This is a genomic window from Paenibacillus sp. MER 99-2, from assembly GCF_023714095.1.
Lineage (GTDB): Bacteria > Bacillota > Bacilli > Paenibacillales > Paenibacillaceae > Paenibacillus.
On the sequence record NZ_JAMAUZ010000012.1, the window covers coordinates 70,427 to 90,459 of the forward strand.

General features: G+C 45.4%; 20 protein-coding genes and 1 riboswitch. Of the genes, 14 read left to right on the forward strand and 6 right to left on the reverse strand.

Annotation, left to right across the window (positions count from 1 at the left end; genetic code table 11):
- Window positions 1-62: 62 nt before the first annotated feature.
- The 6 genes from M3636_RS27200 to M3636_RS27225 all read left to right on the forward strand — a co-directional run bounded on the left by M3636_RS27200 (window position 63) and on the right by M3636_RS27225 (window position 5,902).
- Window positions 63-848, forward strand: a complete 786-nt coding sequence (locus tag M3636_RS27200; protein WP_251384628.1) for a metal ABC transporter ATP-binding protein — start codon at window positions 63-65, stop codon at window positions 846-848.
- Window positions 849-851: 3 nt separating this feature from the next.
- Window positions 852-1,814 (forward strand): metal ABC transporter permease, encoded by a 963-nt coding sequence (locus M3636_RS27205; RefSeq protein ID WP_251384590.1) that lies wholly within the window; start codon window positions 852-854, stop codon window positions 1,812-1,814.
- A complete protein-coding gene (locus M3636_RS27210; protein WP_251384591.1) occupies window positions 1,814-2,686 on the forward strand; it encodes a metal ABC transporter permease in 873 nt (290 codons plus the stop codon). The genes M3636_RS27205 and M3636_RS27210 overlap by 1 nt, the downstream gene beginning before the upstream one ends.
- 279 nt (window positions 2,687-2,965) lie before the next feature.
- Window positions 2,966-3,715: a Cof-type HAD-IIB family hydrolase gene (locus M3636_RS27215; RefSeq protein WP_145408714.1), complete on the forward strand. Its 750-nt coding sequence runs from the start codon at window positions 2,966-2,968 to the stop codon at window positions 3,713-3,715.
- A gap of 54 nt (window positions 3,716-3,769) precedes the next feature.
- Window positions 3,770-4,210 carry a DUF456 domain-containing protein gene (locus tag M3636_RS27220; RefSeq protein ID WP_056702865.1) on the forward strand — a complete coding sequence of 147 codons (441 nt, stop codon included), beginning with the start codon at window positions 3,770-3,772 and terminating at the stop codon, window positions 4,208-4,210.
- 63 nt (window positions 4,211-4,273) lie between these two features.
- Window positions 4,274-5,902, forward strand: a complete 1,629-nt coding sequence (locus M3636_RS27225; RefSeq protein ID WP_251384592.1) for a putative polysaccharide biosynthesis protein — start codon at window positions 4,274-4,276, stop codon at window positions 5,900-5,902.
- 116 nt (window positions 5,903-6,018) lie between these two features.
- Here the strand turns inward: M3636_RS27225 and M3636_RS27230 are convergent, their stop codons facing one another.
- Entirely contained in the window at window positions 6,019-7,290 is a 1,272-nt protein-coding gene (locus M3636_RS27230; RefSeq protein ID WP_251384593.1) for a DUF2515 family protein, read from the reverse strand.
- Between the two features lie 116 nt (window positions 7,291-7,406).
- Between M3636_RS27230 and M3636_RS27235 the strand changes: the two genes are divergently transcribed.
- The 6 genes from M3636_RS27235 (at window position 7,407) to M3636_RS27260 (ending at window position 13,109) form a co-directional block, all read left to right on the forward strand.
- Window positions 7,407-7,751 carry a thioredoxin family protein gene (locus M3636_RS27235; RefSeq protein ID WP_128103453.1) on the forward strand — a complete coding sequence of 115 codons (345 nt, stop codon included), beginning with the start codon at window positions 7,407-7,409 and terminating at the stop codon, window positions 7,749-7,751.
- Window positions 7,752-8,183: 432 nt separating this feature from the next.
- Window positions 8,184-9,122, forward strand: coding sequence for a COX15/CtaA family protein (locus M3636_RS27240; protein WP_128103452.1), 939 nt, complete (start codon window positions 8,184-8,186; stop codon window positions 9,120-9,122).
- Between the two features lie 218 nt (window positions 9,123-9,340).
- The gene (locus tag M3636_RS27245; protein WP_251384594.1) at window positions 9,341-10,081 is read left to right on the forward strand and encodes a Cthe_2314 family HEPN domain-containing protein; all 741 of its coding nucleotides are present in this window, start codon (window positions 9,341-9,343) and stop codon (window positions 10,079-10,081) included.
- 140 nt (window positions 10,082-10,221) lie between these two features.
- Window positions 10,222-10,364, forward strand: a riboswitch (SAM riboswitch).
- A gap of 124 nt (window positions 10,365-10,488) precedes the next feature.
- Complete coding sequence (locus tag M3636_RS27250) at window positions 10,489-11,526, forward strand: methionine ABC transporter ATP-binding protein (RefSeq protein ID WP_251384595.1); 1,038 nt, start codon at window positions 10,489-10,491, stop codon at window positions 11,524-11,526.
- A 1-nt stretch (window position 11,527) separates the two neighbouring features.
- Window positions 11,528-12,187 (forward strand): methionine ABC transporter permease, encoded by a 660-nt coding sequence (locus M3636_RS27255; protein ID WP_128103450.1) that lies wholly within the window; start codon window positions 11,528-11,530, stop codon window positions 12,185-12,187.
- A gap of 85 nt (window positions 12,188-12,272) precedes the next feature.
- Window positions 12,273-13,109 (forward strand): MetQ/NlpA family ABC transporter substrate-binding protein, encoded by an 837-nt coding sequence (locus M3636_RS27260; RefSeq protein WP_128103449.1) that lies wholly within the window; start codon window positions 12,273-12,275, stop codon window positions 13,107-13,109.
- A gap of 150 nt (window positions 13,110-13,259) precedes the next feature.
- Here M3636_RS27260 and M3636_RS27265 read toward each other — a convergent pair whose 3' ends face one another.
- Entirely contained in the window at window positions 13,260-14,264 is a 1,005-nt protein-coding gene (locus tag M3636_RS27265; RefSeq protein WP_251384596.1) for a DUF2167 domain-containing protein, read from the reverse strand.
- A 317-nt stretch (window positions 14,265-14,581) separates the two neighbouring features.
- On the reverse strand, window positions 14,582-15,562 hold the full coding sequence (locus tag M3636_RS27270) for a DUF2167 domain-containing protein (RefSeq protein WP_251384597.1): 981 nt from the start codon (window positions 15,560-15,562) through the stop codon (window positions 14,582-14,584).
- A gap of 180 nt (window positions 15,563-15,742) precedes the next feature.
- On the opposite strand from M3636_RS27270, the gene M3636_RS27275 reads away from it, so the two are divergent.
- Window positions 15,743-16,507, forward strand: coding sequence for an SDR family oxidoreductase (locus M3636_RS27275; protein ID WP_251384598.1), 765 nt, complete (start codon window positions 15,743-15,745; stop codon window positions 16,505-16,507).
- A 129-nt stretch (window positions 16,508-16,636) separates the two neighbouring features.
- On the opposite strand, the gene M3636_RS27280 is transcribed toward M3636_RS27275, so the two are convergent.
- Window positions 16,637-16,885 carry a NifU family protein gene (locus M3636_RS27280; protein WP_128103445.1) on the reverse strand — a complete coding sequence of 83 codons (249 nt, stop codon included), beginning with the start codon at window positions 16,883-16,885 and terminating at the stop codon, window positions 16,637-16,639.
- An 80-nt stretch (window positions 16,886-16,965) separates the two neighbouring features.
- Between M3636_RS27280 and M3636_RS27285 the strand changes: the two genes are divergently transcribed.
- The gene (locus tag M3636_RS27285) at window positions 16,966-17,220 is read left to right on the forward strand and encodes a YuzB family protein (RefSeq protein ID WP_056702359.1); all 255 of its coding nucleotides are present in this window, start codon (window positions 16,966-16,968) and stop codon (window positions 17,218-17,220) included.
- On the opposite strand, the gene M3636_RS27290 is transcribed toward M3636_RS27285, so the two are convergent.
- Both M3636_RS27290 and mqnE read right to left on the reverse strand, forming a co-directional pair.
- Window positions 17,217-18,278 (reverse strand): NAD(P)/FAD-dependent oxidoreductase, encoded by a 1,062-nt coding sequence (locus M3636_RS27290; RefSeq protein WP_145408706.1) that lies wholly within the window; start codon window positions 18,276-18,278, stop codon window positions 17,217-17,219. The two genes, M3636_RS27285 and M3636_RS27290, sit on opposite strands and share 4 nt — an antisense overlap.
- A 298-nt stretch (window positions 18,279-18,576) precedes the next feature.
- Window positions 18,577-19,683 (reverse strand): aminofutalosine synthase MqnE, encoded by a 1,107-nt coding sequence (gene mqnE / locus M3636_RS27295; protein ID WP_056702363.1) that lies wholly within the window; start codon window positions 19,681-19,683, stop codon window positions 18,577-18,579.
- Window positions 19,684-20,033 lie beyond the last annotated feature (350 nt).

A 20,033-nucleotide genomic window follows, 5' to 3' on the forward strand; every position in this document is an offset into this window, starting at 1 on the left:
ATCAAGAGAGGAGTGGAACGTGAATGAACAAGTTAACATCTTCTAAAAATTCTCTTCAAGGCATGACGAACAATCATGCTCAGCAGGAAAAGCAATCTGCAACATCTCCTCTCAGTGTGAGAGATTTGGCGGTGGCTTACCACAAGAAACCTGTTCTAAGTGGAGTATCCTTCGATATTCCAGAAGGGCAGCTTATCGGCATATTGGGTCCGAATGGAGCAGGCAAATCAACCTTAATCAAGGCAGTGCTCGGGCTGGTTCCCAAAATGCATGGGGATGTACGTATTTTCGGTCAATCCTATCGTGAACAACGGAGACGGATTGGGTATGTTCCGCAACGGGAGTCGGTGGATTGGGATTTTCCCACCCATGCGCTGGATGTGGTGACGATGGGACGTTATGGTCATCTGGGGTGGTTCCGTCGCCCAGGCAAAAAGGAACGTGAGCTGGCAGCACATTGTTTAGAGCAGGTCGGCATGGGCGACTACATGTACCGTCAGATCAGCCAGCTCTCCGGCGGTCAACAGCAGCGGGTATTTCTGGCACGCGCATTAGTTCAGGATGCGGATCTATATTTCATGGATGAACCGTTTGCCGGGGTTGATGCAACAACAGAAAAGGCGATTATATCCTTGCTGGAGCAGTTGAAGCAACAAGGCAAAACCGTGCTAGTTGTGCATCATGATCTGGCAACGGTGGAGGAATATTTTGACCATGTGCTGTTGTTAAACGGACGACTTGTGGCAGGTGGACCTACTCATGAGGTATTTGTACCTGACACACTACAAGAGACATACGGAGGCCGGATTGCGATGATTGGAAGACGGACGGAGAAAGGTCAGGTGTAATGCATGTGGAACTGGGTACTTTCCATTCTGTCTGACCCGAATACGCGCTGGATTCTTCTCGGATGTTTATTACTTGGATTCAGTAGTGGGATCATCGGCTCATTTACCTTTCTACGACGTCAGAGCCTTATGGGCGACACGCTTGCACATGCAGCGTTGCCTGGAATCTGTATTGCGTTTATGCTAACCGAGACCAAATCCGTGGGGTTTTTCTTGTTTGGTGCGCTCGTTGCTGGCATTGTAGCCACCTTCGGGATTTCGTGGATTACACGACATTCACGTATTAAGCAGGATGCTGCAATGGGAATTGTGTTGACTGTGTTCTTCGGTATTGGCGTAGTGATGTTGACACGCATTCAGCATAGTGCAAGTGGAAGTCAGAGCGGTCTTGACAAGTATTTGTTTGGTCAGGCGGCTTCCATGGTTATGACCGATGTGTATGTCATGGGTGGCGTCTGTCTGGTGTTGCTCATTGCTTGCCTGTTGTGGTTTAAGGAATTCAAGCTGGTGAGCTTCGATCCAGGATTCGCAAGAGGCATGGGATTGCCTGTTGCTGTGCTGGAGCAGCTCATTCTGCTATTAACTGTTATTGCGGTTGTAGCAGGCATTCAGGCGGTAGGTGTAGTCCTCGTTGCCGCCCTGTTGGTCACGCCGGCAGCTGCAGCACGTTGCTGGACAGATTCACTTGCACTTATGGTGCTGCTCTCAGGTATTTTTGGTGCCATGAGTGGTGCAACAGGTACATTGTTCAGCACGATGGTTCCGAATTTACCAACAGGTCCTGTCACTGTGCTGGCAGCAACTGTCCTGTTCGCAGGTTCAGCGCTGCTTGCTCCGCGCAGGGGTTTACTGGCTAGGCGCTTACGAAGCATTCAAGCCAAGTCGGCTTACTTGAGAGAAGAACATGCCCCCGTTCAGACACTCTCTGCGCAGCGAAATGGGCAGCAAGAACGGGGTGAGATGTAATGGCAACCTTTTGGATTATTTTAACGGCAGTACTTGTCTCGTCAGCTTGTGCAATTCTGGGCTGTTTTCTAATTTTGCGCCGGATGGCATTAGTGGGTGACGCCATTAGCCACGCTGTACTACCCGGGATTGCCATTGCTTTCTTATGGAGTGGTTCCCGAGATTCGTTGTGGATGCTGCTTGGTGCAACGATCTTTGGTCTATTGACGGTGTTTTTGATCCAAAGCTTGCAGGCTGGGGGGCTATCCTCGGATGCATCCATTGGGATTGTATTTACGGCGCTATTCGCGGTAGGGGTCATCTTGATCAGTCTGAATGCACAGCATATTGACTTGGATCTGGACTGCGTCCTGTTTGGTGAGATTGCCTATGTGCAATGGGATACCCTGATGATTGGTGGTACGGATGTTGGGCCAAGGGCAGTATGGATGCTGGGAATTACGTTGTTGGTTATCTTGGTGGTTATTGGGCTGTTCTATAAACAGTTCAAGCTATGCGCCTTCGATCCAGCACTAGCTGCAGCTTGCGGTATTCCAGTAGTGTTGTTCCATTACTTGCTCATGGGACTTGTATCGATGACGTCAGTGGCTTCGTTTGAAAGTGTAGGCTCCATTCTTGTTGTAGGTATGTTGATTGTACCCGCGGCAACAGCGTATCTGTTAACCGATCGACTTGGCAAAATGATTCTGTACAGCGTGCTGGTTGGAGCTGCTTCCTCAGTTGGAGGCTATATCATGGCTTACATGTTGGATGCTTCCATTGCAGGGTGCATGGTGGCGGTTGCTGGTATTTTATTTGTACTCGCGCTGCTGTTGTCTCCGAAGCACGGGATTATCCTCCGCTATGCTCGCCGTAAATTTGCTACACGTTAATAAGGAAGATGATATCGGATGAAAAGAGTTCAAACGTCTGCTAAATGCAGGCGTTTTTTCGTTGCTAAGGCAACGAGATCTAACTGATCATCTGACTTAACACAAACACGATGATGTTTACGGTGATTCATATTGGTTATTTTGTTGCATATGGATGATCTGTGGTAAAATGTCGTTAGCTGTGACGTCCGGGGCGTCCGCTTGTGCGGATACCGGGCGATCTTTGTGTGAAAGTATGTTGGATGGGACTAAAGAGAGACAACTGAGGAGGAATACGACATGAGCGAACTGAAATACAAACTGCTAGCACTCGATATGGATGGAACATTGCTTAACGATAATCACGAGATTACACAGGAAACGACCAAATGGATCAAGATTGCGATGCGCCGCGGTGTACATGTATGTCTATCTACAGGAAGAGCGGTATTTCATGCGATGCCTTACGCGGTGCAGCTTGGTCTAGAGACGCCGATGATTACCGTGAACGGTAGTGAAGTGTGGAAAGCTCCGAATGATCTACATTTTCGCCATCTGATGGATCCGGCATTAATCCGCAAACTGCAACAGATTGGGGAGAAATATAACAGCTGGTACTGGGCATACTCCGTGGAAGAGCTGTTCAACCGTGACCGCTGGACAGACAATATCGAAGGCTTGGAATGGCTGAAGTTCGGATATACCACCGAGATTGATGAAGTGCGTCACCAGATCATGCTGGAACTACAGGAACTTGGCGGTCTGCAAATGACGAATTCTTCACCTGTTAATATTGAGATTAACCCTGCGGGCATATCCAAAGCGAGCGGTGTAGCGGAAGTGTGTAAGTTGCTTGGCATTGAGATGTCCGAGGTAGTCGCTGTTGGCGATAGCTTGAACGATCTAGCAGTTATTGAAGCTGTAGGTCTAGGTGTTGCTATGGGTAATGCCCAGGAGCAAGTGAAAGAAGCGGCAGATCTCATTGTAGCGAGCAATAACGAAGATGGCATCGTTGAAGTCATTCGTGAACATATTCTGAAGGGGGAGTAACCTTTGCTCGCAACCGTTGGTTGGATTTTAATTGTACTTCTGTTTGCAGTAGGCATGGCGGGAACCGTCTATCCAATCTTACCGGGTGCTGTAGCGATATTTTTCGCATTTCTGGTCTATGGTTGGTTCTTTAGTTTTGACCCGTTTGGTGTATGGTTCTGGATTACTCAGATTTTGATTGTTGTTGTACTGTTTGTGGCGGATTATGTCGTTAGTGCCTGGGGCGTTAAGAAATTCGGCGGTTCCAAGCTATCCACCACGTTAAGTACAATCGGTGTAATCATTGGTCCATTTGTCATCCCGGCGTTCGGGCTTGTACTGGGTCCATTCCTCGGTGCTTTTATTGGGGAGCTTATCGGAGGATCATCACCTTCCAAAGCGACCAAAGTTGGTTTTGGTTCCGTGGTGGGACTGTTTACTAGTACGGTGATGAAAATCATTTTGCAAATCGTCATGATTGTGCTCTTTATTATCTGGGTGGTTCGTTTCGCATAGACGTTAGTGAGTGCGAGCGTCATCTAGGTGCACGTCCGTGTGGAGGAAAGAAGGGGAATTGGTTTGTCTAAGAAGGAAACATTTATTAAGGGGACGCTCATTCTGGCGGCAGCAGCTCTCATTGCAAGGGTGCTTGGTCTTGTGCAACGTGTGCCGCTTGAGCATATCCTCGGCGATATCGGTAATGCATCGTTTACCATTTCCAATACGGTATATTTAATGCTGTTAACGGTTGCTACGGCAGGTATACCAAGTACGCTGAGTAAAATGGTATCCGAACGCTACGCACTAGGACGAGCAGGCGAAGCACAGCAGATCTACCGAGCAGCCCTGATCTTCGCTGCTGTTGCTGGTGTTGTTATGTCGACACTGCTGTGGTTTGCTGCACCGTTCTATGCGACCCATATCTCGAAGGTACCGGAATCTGCTAGCGCCATTCGGGCTCTGGCTCCAGCCTTGCTGCTCTTCCCTGCGATCGCCATGATGCGTGGGTATTTCCAAGGTCGAGGTAATATGACGGCCGGTGGTATTTCACAGATTGTTGAGCAATTTGCTCGTGTAGGCACTGCAATTATTGTGGCCTACATTATGCTTCAATGGAATTATGATGATCAGACGATCGCAGCGGGTGCTTCCTTCGGTGGTGTATTCGGAAGTATTGGCGCATTTTCTGTTATGTTGTACTTCACCTTGAAACTACGTCGCAAAGACCGTGAAGCTCAGTTTGAGATGGAACGAGCTCAGCAATTGCCGATGCGCGGTATATATGCAGATATTTTCAAGCTGTCCATTCCGATTGTGCTATCATCGCTCGCGGTTCCTGCAATTAACTTCATTGACTCATCACTTGTCGTGCCATTGCTGAGTGGTCGTATTGGACTGGAAGAGGCGACAGCCGTTCTTGCGATCTTGGGAGCGAAGGCGCAAAGTATTGCCGGTATTCCACCGATCCTAGCCATTGCTCTGAGTCAATCACTCGTGCCTATTATTTCGGCAGCATTCGCTCGTAAGGATGAGACTCATCTGAAGAATCAGATTACGCTGGCGTTGCGCATTTCGATTCTGACAGGTATGCCTATTGTTATTGCGCTCTGTACTGCTGCGTATTCCGTGAACGGACTATTATTTACTTCATTGGATGGAACACCGATCATTGCGTTGTTAACCTTCGGTACCATTTTCCAGATTACGATGATGACAACAAACTCCATCTTGCTGGGTGTAGGTAAACCGCGGATTACGATGGTCAGTGTGGCTATAGGTGTAGTCGTCAAATTGGTGGCGAGTCTGATCCTTGCTCCGTTCTTTGGTATTTATGGCATCATTATCGCCACAGCGCTTTGCTTCTTAGTGATTACGTATCTGAATCTCCGAGTATTGAGAAAAATCGTTACCTTCTCGATCATGGGTGATCGTTGGAAAGGGTTCCTGTTGACCGTACTGCTTGCTGCAGGTGCTGGCTTCGGCACAAACTGGTTAGGAAATGTGGTCTTTGGCTCATTCCTGCCATCCCGCGTATCGTTCCTGATGACCTGTCTCGTTGTTGGTGCACTGGTCGTTGTTATCTATCTCGTGCTCCTGATTGTGCTGCGTGTGCTGCGTAAGGATGAACTCGGAAGTTATCCACGTATATTGCAAAAGGTTTTACGTCCACTGATGCGTCTGCAACGTGGAGTAGAGAAACAAGGGTAATCTGCATATACCCCTAAACTTAGGGTTGTGCTTATAACCATAACCAGTATCCAAGCATTGCATATAAGCCTGTTCGCTGTATTTATTCAGTGGACAGGCTTTTTATGTGATGATACTTAATGTAATAAAGCTTTGGCGTCATGCGCGACTGATGTTTTCAGCAGTCCATATCGGTGTTCATGACTCATTTCGAATAACCAGGGTCTACGGGGTGTGGTTAGATGGCCGAGACAATCTCTGCTCTGAAGCCAGTCCTGTCTTGTAATTGGCTCATAGGGTGTGTCCTGCCACACAGCCAGCAATTCAGGACTATACAGTCGCTCACCCTCTGGCAGCCATTCCTGCTCCATTAATTCTTTGCTATAAAACTCATTTTTTCCAGCATGCTCCTCATGGGTAGTGAACAAGCCTGGCCAATATTCGGCACGCGATCCGCGGTGGGGTACGGAGCGGGCGAATTCCAGCACTTGCGTGAACACTTGCTGGGTACCGAACAGCATGGCATACAGACTTTTTCCAAACATAATACGTTCATCCAGCTTGCCAAAATGTTCAATGACTCGGCCCGCAAGTCCTTTTCCACGTCCCAGAGGAAATACAATATGATTGAGCCCGGCCAGGTTATGCAGATGAAAGGCAGGCTTGGATAGCACTTCTTTTTTGAAATAAGGATGCTGTACAACCCGACTCTCAATATAGTTCTGCTCATTAATAATTAATGCCACACTAAGCAACGAGCTGCATCGTTCGAGCCAAAATCGTTCCCAAAAGGGCGTCATAAAGGCGGAGATATGGAAGTGGGGGAGCAGGTGGAAACAACTCCGTCCCAGTTTACGGCTATTCATGTACAACAACAATTGGGGGTAGGCATCTTGGAAGATAAGCGCATTACAACGCTCCAACATGCGATACATGTGTTCTCGATCGGTTTGATTTTGTAGGTTGTGCATCAGACCACTCTGTAGATCTGTCATATGATATCCACCGTTGCGTGATACCATATGAGCCAGCAGTGCCCAATGTAGCTCTGGATACTGTTCATAACATTCCAAATAAGCTGCTGTGCGGGTGATATTACTTCGATTATGCTCTGACGTCAGTCTATGGATTTCTTCTAAAATAATGCAGTCCTCTTCACATACAATCGCGCTCCGGGCATGTCTAGTGGCGGCCGACTCCGTTCCAGGCAATAAACGTTCAACTTCTTCTTGCAAGGAGTGCGCGACATCGGATTGCCAAGCGAGATCACGTAAAGGATGACGTAGTTGATTGGAGGCTTGCCACGCTGCCTGTTTGCCACGCCAGACTTCCCTCGCCGCACCAGGAATGGAGCGCACAATCTGAAAAAAGGACTCCAGTGGAGGCGAATCTGTTTGGTGAGTATGCATTGCTCGTCATCCTTTCTCATAATTGCTCTACCCTCAGTATGTACTGAATATTTGACTTCCACTCGGCAATTTGCTTCACTTAGGTTAAGACAAGGTAAAGAAAGGAAGATGTGATCATGGAACAAATAACTTCCAAACCCGAATTTGATGTAGCCATTCAATCTCCCAGACTGACCGTAGCCGTATTTAAGGCTGATTGGTGTGGAGACTGCAAGTACATCGATCCATTTATGCCTGAAGTAGAGGACAAGTATGCTCGTGAGCTGACGCTGATTGAGGTTGATGTCGATCAAGTGGGCACAGTGAGCGAAGAACAAAACATCCTCGGCATACCGAGTTTTGTAGCGTATACGGATGGACGTGAATTGGTTCGTTATGTGAACAAGCTTCGTAAATCTAGAGAAGAGATTGAGCAGTTCCTTGATCGTGCTGTCGAAGTGTACAAAACGATCCACAAATAAACACAATCAATTTTAAAGGTTACATATGTTAACAGCCATTTTTCCATCATCGGAGAAGTGGCTGTTGGTATGTTCGTTAAAGTTCAGGAGACACTATCAAGATGTGGGTATGAGCCTATACATACCGTTTGAGCTCTTGAAAATCGATGCAATGGGATTTCATCAATAGGAAAAGGTCAGTTGAGTGGGGCAATCTTATCGTATTCATTTAAATTGCGGAAGCATAGAATGAACACCTTGTGTCTAAAATTTGAATTGAAATGACCTTTCGGTCATTTTTTCAATAGACGTTAACATTTTGTCACAAAGCGCGGCGTCAATGACACTTTTATCCGGTATAATGAGTTTAGTTGTGAATTACGTGTCAAAGTACTGAATCAAGCGAGAAACGATGTTTTTCGCCATCTTAAACCAACAGCAGGTGAGAAAAAATTGAAGCATTTAACCTTGTTTAAATGGTTAACCGTATTAACTTGTCTTGTAATGTTCCTGGCGACATTCGGTGGGGGCATTGTTACCAAGACAGAATCCGGATTAGGTTGTGGCACAGAGTGGCCTTTGTGTAACGGAAAGCTTGTTCCAGCACATACGGTAGCATCCCTAATTGAATATTCACATCGTGCCGTAAGCGCATTGGCAGGTCTGCTGTCGATTGCCTCTTTTGTAGCATTTTTGCGGTTCGGTAAGTCTCGTCGAGATCTACAATTGTTCTCATTACTAACGCTCATATTTGTTATTGTCCAGGGAATCATGGGAGCCTTTGCCGTGGTATTCTCCCAATCTTCCGCCGTTATGGCGCTGCACTTTGGATTCTCGATCATAGCCTTCGCGAGTTCTCTAATGATGGCGCTGGGAATAAGGCAGGAGGCGCGTCACGGAGGACTGGAAAGATTGAATAATTACCCTCGGGTAACCAAAGGCTTCCGTAATCTGGTCTGGTTTTCCACGGTTTACACGTATCTCGTTGTGTACACAGGTGCGTTTGTAAGCCATACCGACTCAGCGGGAGGCTGCTCAGGTTTCCCATTATGTAATGGACAGATTGTTCCAGAGTTGTCCGGAGGGGTAGCTGTAGCATTTGCTCACCGTTTAGCTGCATTATCCTTGGTTATTGTCATCGCGATTTTGGGCCATTATGCATACCGCAAACATCCTGATAATACCGAACTTCGGAGATTAGGTGTGATCGCTGTAGTGCTCATTCTGCTCCAAGTCTTCATTGGTTTCGTGATGATGCTTACGATTGGTCGTCCAGAAGTGTACATGTTCGTTGCGCTTGCTCATATGTTGGATATTGCCATATTGTTCGGAGTTCTAACGTACATGAGTTTCCTTGTATACAAGCTGCATCGTCCAGTTAATCGTTTCTAGATCAAGTATACAGATTTAAGTTATAGGAAGTTATATTGCGACAACTTACGGAGTCTGCCTTTCAATGATGTAGATCATTGGAGAGGTGGACTTTGTTTGATGTTAGGCATGGCAGGGCAACCTAAGCGAAGCAGCATTCATGCATTTACTCTGATCCCGATTTTGTTTAACATAATGAAGCATCCCATGATCAGCAGAGTGCAAAGAGGAGGCTGTATATGCTGCGAACGTTGCTAGGCGAACCGCCACGCCAAAATGAGGGTATGTTGGAGGAAGCTATTGATTCAATGGTGGAGACTTTGGAGTTACTGCAACGCCAACTGGAGAAGAACCAAGACCCAACGCATGATTATCGTAAGCTGTATGTTTGGACGCAGGGGTTAATCTCCTCGTTAGATGAACTGGAGCAGAGCTGCTTTGCTGCATCTCATTTTCGCCAGAAAGTTAAAGCAGGCTCTACAGAAGACATGACGAGCGAAGAAAAGGCGGAATACGCCCGGTACGTTTATTTTTACAAGGATGGATTCATTCGTTGCTTTGCCATTTTGGACAAGACAGGTACTGTATTGAATGAACTGTTTCAGCTCAATACAACCAAAGTAAAAACGCATTTCTCTTATTTTACCGTGTTGCGACAGTTTGGATACGCCAAGATGCATGGGGAACTAGCGGCTAAGCTGATCGAAATCAAGGATGCATACCGAGAGCCCATGAGCAGATTACGTAAACGCAGGAACATGGAGATTCATTACATGAATTCTGAAATGCAGGACGATCTGTGGCAACTACACCAGACATTGCAGGGGAAAGTGAAGCTGGAGGACTTGGATCAACATCTGAACGAATTGCGTCAAGGATTAGATATGGTGTGTGCAACGTTGAAGGCATCGTATGGTTACATGAATAAAATGTGGCATCAACAAGGCTTTAGAGAGCGTAGTAAAGGGATAAAATCATAATATTTACCTTTGACAAATCGGAATACTTGGATTATACTGAGTTCCTAATAGGACATTAAATGTAATATGTTACAACATGAATTATCTGAACAGTATAACTGTTGAATTACACGAACTTATACAAACTTACAATATCATATTTCTTATCGAGAGCGGCGGAGGGACAGGCCCGATGAAGCCCGGCAACCGATTTATAACGACAATGGCAAACGTGTCATTCTTTATAGATGTTAGGTGCTAATTCCTACAAAATGGCGTTAAGCGCGATTTTGGCAGATGAGAAGGTATATTCTTTCAAGCGAAGAACCCTTTCAGTTTCTGCAAAGGGTTCTTTTTTATTGCATGAATGGGAGTTTTCCTCTCTTTCGGGTAAAGATAGGTGTAGGCAGTGGGAAGGAGAGTATTATTTGATTGAATTAAAAGGAATAACCAAAACATATGGTAGAGGCGCAAAGGCAACAACTGCGCTTGCGGATCTGAATCTGAATGTTAGCAAAGGCGAGATTTTTGGAGTCATTGGGCATTCAGGCGCCGGTAAAAGTACATTGATTCGATGTATAAATCTACTGGAGCGACCTACAGAAGGTGAAGTTTGGGTGAATGGAGTGGACTTAACCAGTCTGAGCAAGTCGGAATTGCAGAAGCAAAGAGGCAAGATCGGTATGATCTTTCAGCATTTCAATCTGCTCTCATCCGCTACGGTCTACGACAATGTTGCATTTCCACTGAAGTTGGTCAATACGCCCAAAGCGGAGATCGATCGTAAGGTAAAGGAAATGCTCACCTTGGTCGGACTTGAACAGCATAGCAACAAGTATCCTGCACAATTGTCAGGAGGACAGAAGCAACGGGTGGGTATTGCTCGTGCACTCGCCAGTGATCCGGATGTGCTGCTCTGTGATGAAGCCACTTCTGCTCTTGATCCACAGACAACAAGTTCTATTCTGAAGCTTCTGCTGGATATTAACGAGAAGTATGAGTTAACGATTGTGCTGATTACTCATGAGATGCATGTGATCCAGAGTATCTGTGATCAGGTTGCAGTCATTCATCAGGGAGGCATCGTTGAACAGGGGCCAGTCACAGAAGTGTTCCTCAAGCCAAAGCATGCTATCACACGTGATTTCATGCAGCAAGGTCAGGCGACCGAGTTGTTGTTACTTCAAGAGGAAGGTCTATCAAGCTCAGGGAACAACCGTGAGAACGGCGAACAATCTCAGTTGGTGAAAATTTCGTTCTTGGGACAGAAGACATATGAAGCCATTCTGTCAAGAACCGTTCGCCGTACCGGCGTTGATTTCGCGATTCTGCAAGGAACAATCTCTACGATCAAACAAGTCCCTTATGGACAACTTATTGTTCGTTTCGAGGGATCTTCTGCGGCGATTAACTCAACTACCCGTGAATTAATCGAGCAGGGACTTGATGTGGAGGTGCTTAGTTAACATGGATTTTTCAACTGTACGCTGGGAAGAGGTTGGCAAGGCGTCTATTGAGACGTTGCAGATTCTTCTTGTATCCGGCCTGTTTACTGTAATTATTGGCTTACCATTGGGTGTGCTGCTATTCATGACGGCAAGATCCTCATCGGCAAAATCAGTTCTCGTTTATTCGATTCTGTCGGTGATTGTGAATATATTGCGATCTGTTCCATTCATCATCTTAATTGTTGCTCTACTTCCAGTTACCCGTGCGCTTGTTGGAACGGCTACAGGTGTGTTGGGTACAATTCCACCACTTGTCATTGCAGCAGCGCCGTACTTCGCTAGGATTGTGGAGACGACATTGCGTGAGGTGGATCGTGGAGTCATAGAAGCTGCACAAGCGATGGGAGCCTCGACAGGGCAGATTGTAAGACGTGTTCTGTTACCAGAGGCATTACCTGGTTTGCTGGCAGGTATAACGATCACCATTGTTACGTTGGTTTCCTATACGGCAATGGCGGGGATGGTTGGCGGCGGTGGACTTGGGACGCTGGCGATCAACTATGGTTATTATCGTTACCAGACCGAGGTCATGCTTGTAGCGGTAGTATTAATCGTCATTTTGGTACAAGTCCTTCAGATGTCTGGAGATCGCTTGGTTAAATGGTTCACCAGGAAATAACACATAGACAGCATGTCTGACGCATGATCAAATTGATCAGGCTCAGCTAATGCAACAAAAATTGATTGGAGAAGGGGTTTTACACATGAAAAAATGGTCATTTGCTCTACTAAGTATTTTGCTGATTGCAGTACTAGCTGCTTGCGGTAACAACAAGGATGCGGATAGCGGAGCAGACAATTCTGCTGGTGCACCACGTACCGTTGAACTGAAAGTGGGAGCATCTCCTACACCTCATGCTGAAATTCTGGAAAGTATCAAGCCTGAACTTGAAGCAGAAGGTATTCGTTTGCAAGTTGTAACATTTAATGATTATGTTCAACCGAATCAGCAATTGGCTGACAAACAATTGGACGCTAACTTCTTCCAACACCAACCTTATCTAGATGCAGAAAATGCAGCACGTGGTTTTAACCTTGTAACTGTAACTCCTGTACACGTAGAGCCTTTTGGTGGCTATTCCAAAAAGATCAAATCATTGGATGAATTGAAAGACGGCGCAAAAGTTGCGATCCCGAATGACCCATCCAATGGTGGCCGTGCATTGTTGTTGCTTGCAAAAGAAGGTCTGATTACGCTCAAAGACAACACAAACATCTCGTCAACACTGCAAGACATTACTGAAAATCCGAAAAACCTGGAAATTATTGAGTTGGATGCAGCGATGATGCCGCGTCAGTTGGATGAAGCAGACCTGGTATTCATTAATGCAAACTTTGCACTGGAAGCGAATCTGAATCCAGAAAAAGATGCTCTTCTAATCGAAGATCTGCAAGGTAACCCGTATGCTAACATTCTTGTAGCTCGTGAAGATAACAAAGATTCAGATGCAATCAAGAAACTGGCAGCAGCCCTGAATTCCGAAGCAGTAAAAACATTCATTAAAGATCGTTACCAAGGTGCAGTTGAACCTGCATTTTAAGTAATAGCTTAACGAACATAAAAAGTTGATCCCGCTTATCATTGATATTTGATGATAGTACCAAGTGCTGTATCGATGCAAAAAAAAGCCCTACACCTTTTTAACAAGGATGTAGGGCTTTTGTGTGTTGATTATTTGTGAGTGAAGCTGTTAGCGCTTATTCGGGTCATTCTCTGAATGATCACCAGTGGATGAATGGGTGTGCTCGATGGATTCCTGCCCAGCTGCATGCTGTTGATATGCCTGTTCAGCAGGAGAAAGAGAGTTCTCATCCGTAGGATGATCAGCATCATTTTTCTTGCGTCCAGTCAGCTTATTACGGAGCCATCCGAATGCTCCAACGACTAGAGCTACAATGACAAACCATCCTTTTTTGAGCAATAACAACAATCCTACTTTTTTGGCAACAGCGACTCCTGCACCACCAAGGATGAGACTGGTTAAGCCGAGTTCTGATTTTCTATCGATCGAAGCGTCAAACTCCTCATACTTGTTACCCGCAGTGACAGTCAGATTGGAGAGAACATTGTCCTCAAACTGTCTTCGGTTCTCCTCAAAATTAGCACTGTCGGTAACTAGAATAACGCCGATATAGCCCTGACGTGTCAGAACGTTCACATTGTAATTAACAAGGGCTTCCTGCTGAGCATCTTTGAGACCAATGGAATAAAGCAAATGGTGTTTGGCGCTATCATAGTTCGGTTCAATGTCCCAGCCAGTAATAAACAGTTGGTTATCAGGAGTCGTTTTCTCATTCTGTTCCTCTGTACCTCGTTTGTAGCTGTCCAGGAGCTCTTCAGCATCGAGGTCATCCTTGTCACTGTCGTCAATATGTCCAGTGTCATTGTACTCGAAGATCACGTACCAGTTGGAGTTCTCACCCGCTCCATAGATACTACCGATCTCTGTTCCGTTCGGGAAGGATTCGGTGTCTTCCATGAAACGTTTTGTGTTGGCTTCATCTAAAAAGGTAAGTCCTTCAACTACTTTCAAGGAGGCTTTGCTGTCGAGCATGACATCTTGTGGTCCGTCTATCCATTGATAATCCTCAGTGGTGCTACTGTCACTTTCTGCAGAAGCTGTGATGGAGAAGGGGGCTTGTAATGTAAGTACAAGCAGTATGGCGATCAGAGATGCTACACATTTTTTCATCATTTGCTATAAATCCTTTCAGAGTCGCCATGTAATGATTATATTTACATGACCATATGTATTGTGTCATTAGTTTCACAGGAAGTAACGACTTATCGACATTACCATAGACACCCCTACCAGACAAGGCATATATGGTTATTTAGGTGGTATTTTCCTTCTTAAGACCTAATTGATAACAAAGTAAAGGATGGGAATATAAGTATTTAGTCCGAGGCTTACACTTTTTTGCAAATGAGGCGGTTGAGCTAAAGTACAACACAAAGACCGTGTACCCCCATAGGAGAGATGTACGGCCTTTATGCTGCTATTAACTGCAATTATTGATGAGGCGGCTGCCCAGAATGGCGATAATATGATAATTCATTTTGATCGGCATTCTGCTGTTCATCTGCCTCCTGCAGAACCATTCGCTCCGTAGGAGAGAGCTGTTCTTCATCACCTTTTGATCGTTTGAATCTAATCCAAGCAATCAGCCCAACGACTACAATTAAAATTATAAACCATGACTTCTTGAGAAAAAGCAATAAGTTGTTCGTGGGACTGCCTGTATAACCGATACCGCCCCAAATTAAACTTTTGAGTCCGATCGTTGAAGTTTTGTCTGTCGACGCATCGTATTCTTCATAGGTATATCCTGCACAGATACTCAATTGGTTAAGAACAGCTTCCTCAAATGTTTTATTGTTCTGTTGAAAATTAGCCAGATCTGTAACCAAAATCGCAGATACATACCCTTCACGTGTTAGTATATGTACATTGTAATTGACCATGGCCTGTTCAAAAGCATCCTTGAAACCCAGAGAATAAATTAATTGATGTTTGCTGCTATCATATGTAGGTTCAATTTCCCAACCTGTTACGTAAGTTCGATCTTCAAACTCAGCTTCTCGGTTCCCCGCTTCTGTACCACGAATATAACTGCTTAAAAGTTCGTTCGCATCCAGCTTCTGATCATCATCTCGGATATGACCGGTTCTCACGTATTCAAACACGACATACCATGAACCTGAATCGCTATTATTGTACAAGCTACCTATTTCATTACCGTTAGGTTTTCCACCTGCATTGAGCATTGAACGTTGCGTGTTGGCTTTATTCAGGAAAAAATAGCTTTCGGGGATTTCTAAAGTGGCTTTGCTATCTAAATCTACAGTAGCCGGCCCAGCAATCCAGTTATACGCATCAGGAGATTGCTCTTCATCGGTTGTTGCGGTTACTTGAGAAGCATCTGAGAAAACTAAGAAACTCATGAATAGTAACAGCATAAATGTTTTCCATCTTCTTTTAAAAATGTTCATCACACAGTCCTCATAATAAGTTTCTTTCGCACGATATCACCGACACTAACATAGCTAGTTATCACTGGCAAGATATATCTGGAATTAAAGAGATATAATACCTATAAAATATGCAAGTTGTGAGGGGATGATAAATCTTTTATACTAATGAATGACTGCTCATTGAAGAGGGGGATGGACGTGAAGGGGAAGATTGCCCTCATAACGGGAAGTGCCAAAGGCCTTGGAAAAATGACAGCCCTCAGTCTGGCGGATCAGGGATGCCATATTGCCCTGAATTACGTGCATAGCCGACTCGAAGCAGAGGAGCTTCAGGTGCAGATTATAGCCAAAGGCGTAAATTGTATTGCAATCCAGGCGGACATTTCTAAGACCGAGGAGATTGCATTTTTGGTTAAACAGGTGGAAGAACAGCTCGGCAGCATCGATATTCTTGTGAATAATGCAGGTCCGTTTGTCCGCGAGCGCCGTTTGTTTGCTGAATATGCAGAAGCGGAAATACAAATGTTAGTACAGGGTAATTTGCTTGGACCTATGCTGCTTGATCAATATGTGCTGCCAGAGATGCGGCGTAAGCAGTGGGGGCGTATAATCCATTTTGGATTCAGTCATGCTGGAGAAGCTAGATCATGGCCTCATCGAGCTGTATATGCAGCTGCGAAGGTGGGCTTAGTTTCTTTTACCAAAACATTAGCTGTAGAAGAAGCACCTAACGGGATAACGGTGAATATGGTATGTCCTGGAGATATTCGCGGCGCTAATAAAGAGAAAACGATAGATGAGATTGCTGGGATTACGGACGAGGAAACACCAAGAGGACGTCCTGGCAGCGGTGAAGATATTGCACGTGTCATTACGTATCTCTGTCTAGACCATTCCGATTTTATTACAGGCAACATTATGGATGTGTCTGGGGGACTTGATCCGATTCGTCCAACAATTTAGAACGTAGCATAATGTGAAGCGGTAGGGCGAAGGATATGTGAACTATGTTAGAATGAAATAGGCACAAAAAAAGAGCCCTCCGCTTCAGTGAAGCGAAAGGCTCTTGAGGTTTATTTCGTGAAGGATTGATTAGAATACTTGTACGACTTCTTCGACACCGTCAACTTCTTCAAGAAGGGCGCGTTCAATCCCGGCTTTTAAGGTAATGGTGGAGCTTGGGCAACTGCCGCAGGCACCGACCAGTTTCAGCTTAACGATGCCATCTTCTACGTCAACCAATTCCACGTCACCGCCATCGCGTTGCAGGAACGGACGAAGTTTGTCAAGCACATCGGATACCTCATCATACATCATGGTGCTTTGTGCGTTTTCGCTCATTTTTTTCAACTCCTTTCCTCTATATATTATATTACAAATGACCATAAATTAAAATGGTCAAACAAAGCAGGTGAACCTACATGAGACCAATTATTGAATTTTGTGCGAATAACATGCACTTTGGCACAGATGAAATCATGGATCAGCTGGAGGAAAATCCAGATTATGATGTGATTGAATACGGGTGCCTCAGCAATTGTGGACAATGTTACATGACTCCTTTTGCACTAGTGAATGGCGAATTAGTCATTACCGACAAAGTGGAAGATCTATACAACGCCATCTTAGCCAAAATTGCTGAAGCCGATGCTTGGAGTGAGTTGGATCTCGATTAACCGAGATGACGCTTGGACATCCAGAGCACACCGCTTTTCAAAATACGAGGCACACGTCCCATCATGGACGTTTTGCCCATTAGCCCAAAACCAGCCTTCTTACCTAGCGCACCTAACGTGCCGCGCAGCTTAAGAGGGTGTGGATTGGGCTTTTCCCCTTTCCAAAGGGCATGCTGAATATGAGCGATCTGTTCACCCTGTACTTCTGCTGCTTGACCACTCGGGGCGTAAGGCACGCTAGCGCAGTCCCCAACAACATAGACATCTGTATATTCAGGAATTTGATAATATTCGTTAAGGACAACACGGCCTTGGGGGTCTTTGGTAACATCCAAGTCCTGTACGACTTTGACCGGCTGGATTCCAGCAGTCCATACTACGGCGTCCGTCAAAATTTCCTCATCCCGATTATAAATTCCATCTGCTTCAAGACGGGAAATGGCAATATGTCCACGTGTCTCGACCTGATGTTCGCCAAACCATTCATGAACATATGCGGATAGACGTTGTGGGAAGGCGGACAATACACGTTCACCACGATCCAGGATGCTGATATTCAGATCGGGTCTGCTCTCACGGAGCTCTGCGGCCATCTCTACACCACTTAGACCTCCACCAACGATGTGTACATGTCCATAAGCTTTTACTTCACTAAGACGGAGATACGTTTCTCGTGTTTTGCTGAAGCTCTGAATGGTGCAGCTAAATTCCTCTGCTCCTGGTGTGTTATGGAAACGGTCGGTACAACCCAATCCAATCACCAGTTTGTCATATTCCAAAGGGTCTTGGCCTTCAAATTCAATCTGACGCTGTTCCAGATCAATCGCCGTCACTTCTCCATACCGATACGTAACTTTTTCATGAACTGGAAATTGGATGCGCAGGTCGTAATCAGATACGGTGCCTGCTGCGAGTGCGTAATATTCAGTCTTTAATCCTTGAAAAGGGCTGCGATCCACCAGTACGATTTGTGTGTCTGCTGGAATTTTACCTTCAAGAAGTTCTTTGATAATCGTGAGGCCACCGTAACCGCCTCCGAGAACGACGAAATTTTTCATGACTCGGCTTCCTTTCTGCATCAGTCCCGTTAAGCGGGGCTGCAACCTTTGGAGCAGCTATGCTTCCATAGCTGCTCCAATTTGTTTTTATTTTGATATTCAGAAAATATGCATTTCAAATTACAGATATCGTGCAGCACGGTTGTACCATAGTACAACCCTGGAGGTGACTTCAGGGGTGAGGATATAGCGAAAGTGCTAACCCAGACAACGGATTGTTGAGAAGAAGCAGCCGAGCTATACCTTGCCTGAATCCGATTCAATACTTGGATGTGGCTGGGAAATATAAAAGCAGATGTTACTCGTATACTTGAATTTCGTTATAGAACGTATCACGCTCTACAGGAATGCGCCCAGCACCCTTAACTAACCAGATCAATTCTTTACGAGTTAATCCTTCTGGTGTAAGTGCACCTGCAGCATGACTGATTTTTTCACGTACAATGGTGCCATGAACATCGGAAGCGCCGAAGCTCAGAGCAACTTGTGTTAATTGTGGACCAATATTAATGAAGTACGCTTTAACATGGTCGATGTTATCGAGCATCAGGCGGCTGATCGCAATGGTTTTGAGATCCTCGTAAGCAGAGTTACGACGCATAATGCTTGCACTTTTGCTCTTAGGCTGCATGGAGAGCGGGATAAACACCATAAAACCATTTGTCTCATCTTGAAGCTCACGAATTTGAACCATGTGATTCACACGATCCTCGTAGGATTCAATGGATCCGTACAGCATGGTCGTATGCGTACGCATGCCCAGGTTGTGAGCAGTGCGGTGTACTTCGAGATAGCGATCAACATTGGCTTTGTCTACGCGCATTTTTTTGCGATACTCATCAGACAGAATTTCCGCGCCGCCGCCAGTCAGAGATTTCAGACCTGCTTTTTGCAGCTCTTGCAGAACTTCCTTAATGCTCAAACCGCTAATACGAGTGAAGAAATCAATCTCAGCAGCTGTGTAAGCTTTGAGCGTGACATCAGGATATTTTTCGTTTAAAGCACGCAAAGAGTCGACATAATATTGAAAAGGAACATGATTATTATGCCCGCCTACGATATGAAACTCACGGACGCCTGGGTGAATATGTTCTTCCACATAATCAATCATTTCCTGACCAGACAACGTATAAGAGCCTTCTTCACCTTGGTCTTTGCGGAAATTACAAAACGCGCAGCGAGCTTCGCATACGTTGGTGAAATAAAGGCTCATGTTTTCGATGAAATATACTTTCTTACCGTTCTTCCGCAGGTTGGCTTCGTTAGCCAGTTGGCCCAGTGTGAGCAAGTCATCTGTCTCATACAGATAGACACCGTCTTCCACGCTCAATCTGACGCCATTTTGAACCTTCTCGACGATCTCAGCCATTCTTTTGTCTGTAAATGGTGTAACTAATGTAGACATTTGTTATTCCTCCTGTTCTTAACCGGATTAAGTAGTATAGGCCTGTTTGCAGAGCTACATCAGTATGGTGAAGCTTAAAAAACCGCTAACTGGATGGATGCAAAAGCTCACATAGAAAAAATGCGGTCAACAACCGCCTTCTATAGTTAAACTAACTCTTATTTACCCGGTGCAGCATATGCTGCATTGTGCTATGACTTATTTGTTCGAGAAAAAGGAGTCTAATGACTCTATATGCATTGGGGACTGCGTAACAGTCTCGAAATGTGAAAAAAATTACAACTCCAATTATGACCATCATCTGAATAAGTCATGACAAAATATCGACATTTCAGAGCGACCACCTATCC